Here is a 1914-nt window from a genome sequence, read left to right as displayed (position 1 = left end):
GGTCCTCGATATCGTCGCCGTCGACGCGTTGCGCTGCCAAAAGATGACTGGCAGCGTCCGGGACGCTGTAGGCGACGGTCAGCTCGACCAAGGCATTTTCCAAAGGTCTCGTTTTCCTTCGGTCGGCAAACGGATAGTCGGCAATCTTCATGAATGTGCCCTTCCCTCTCGGTTGGGGATTCATGATCGTGGACCCGCTGTTTATTGGGCTAAGGAGGATCTTATCGCGATGCGAGGCGACTAAAGACGCAGTATCAAACGTTAGAATTGTGTGCGGGCGATCCCGGTATGCTTTGGCTGCCAGAAGTCTGTTCAGCCGCTTTTTGTGGAGCCAAAAGAAGGTTTTGCCATTGAGGATCTTGTACCACTGAAATGGTGTCAGCCCGTCCTGAAGGCACTTCTGCAGCGCGCTGTCGCTCATCGGCTTATTGTCACGGATGACGGCGTTGGGCAGCCCATCCTTTGCGATATCGACGCTCTCGGGCCGAAGCCTCTCCTCAATGGCAAGCCGCTGTTCGCCAGAGATCCCGTAAGCATCGAGGAGCGCTGTTGCACTCATCAAGCCTCGGTCACGGATCGAAGGGAAGGAACCGTCCTCCGCCATGTGGTACAGCCGCGGATATATGCTGACTAGTTCGTTTTCCTGCACCCGCAGCTCCTCAGTCCCACTGCCGCCGATCAATGATAACGGCGTCCTTGCCGAAATCCTTGGAGATCAGCGACACGCGGGCGTTGGTGACCTTCTCCACCCGCTCGATGAAGTTCCTAGTAGTCGCATTGAGCTCCTCGAAGGTTTCCGCCTTGCGATTGTCGATTCCGAGATAGTCAGCGAAGGTCAACGCGATATCCGTTACCCCGTTGATGCTAGCGGCGCGTCGCACTTGCTCCCAGTCAAACTCGGCAATGCGGCGTTCCTTGCCGGAAACAGTGCCAACTTCGATCTTGTGTAGGTCTGCCGCAGGGATGTCGCTCCGAGCGGCAATGTCCTCGACTGTAATCTCGTGCATCATCGGCCCGGACGTGCCGCCGACGCGGATAGGATAGGTTCGCATCACCATGATCACCTGTCGGACCCTTGTTGGTGCGATGCCGGCATCGGCGAGACATCCTGATGCCGTTGTCTCGCGCGAGGTGACGAATGGGTACTCGCCGTGATGCAAGCTGAGATCGGTTCCTTGGGTGCCCTCGAGGAGCACCGACTTGCCGGCAGCATAAGCCTTCTCTAGCTCGACCTTGGTGTCACGGATGAATGGCCTGAACTCCGCGATATTTTTGGCGAGGCGGACCTTACTGCCCAAGTATTTGTTGCCGTCTCGCCCCAGGATTTTTCGCGCCGTAGCAACTCCAACACCTTTTTTCGTCGAACCGATGACCTCCAGGGTACCTGCCTCCTGTTCGATGTCGCTGTCCTCGATGATAATGGCCTGTGGATCGATCGACAGCCTGTCTTCGGTGAGCTTGAGGTCCGAGATCTCCTTGAGCACCTGCTTGACTGAGAGAGTTGCGCCGGCGCCGATCAGGATCTTCGCCTCAAGATTGCTTTGCGTTCCCGACGGAAGTTGAATGTAGTCGTACTTGGGATCGGCAACCTTGTGCCCAGCATTCGGACCCCCCACCCGCATGAGAACATCATACTTCTCGCGTTTGGCGAGATAGGCACAGATATTGCCCTTCCCCTCGCTTCCGTACTGAGCGCCTACCAGAACGTCGACGCACCGCGCAACCTCGCGGGGAAACAAGCCAAGTCCCGCAGTTGCCTGGGCCAGCAACGATCGAGGGCTCGAACGGTGGGTTTCCAAAACCACGTTGGCAACTTCCGCGAGCGTCTCGATCTTGCTTTCCGTCGCCCCGTGCTCGCGTGCCTCGTCGTAGCTGTTGAAGTCCCGGATCTCCGCCTTGCGTGCCAAGTAACGC

2 protein-coding genes are annotated in these 1914 nt (G+C 57.5%); both read right to left on the bottom strand.

The window, feature by feature from the left end:
• On the bottom strand, window positions 1–649 hold a 649-nt coding region (locus tag EOA75_RS32350; protein WP_127326101.1), incomplete at its 3' end, for a hypothetical protein.
• Between the two features lie 10 nt (window positions 650–659).
• A partial coding sequence (locus tag EOA75_RS32345) for an adenylosuccinate synthetase (protein ID WP_127326100.1) occupies window positions 660–1914 on the bottom strand: 1255 nt, incomplete at its 5' end.

The organism is Mesorhizobium sp. M1A.F.Ca.IN.022.07.1.1 (assembly GCF_003997575.1).
Lineage (GTDB): Bacteria > Pseudomonadota > Alphaproteobacteria > Rhizobiales > Rhizobiaceae > Mesorhizobium.
The sequence above is the reverse complement of the archived record's forward strand: the minus strand, read 5'-3'. Positions and strand labels throughout refer to the sequence as shown.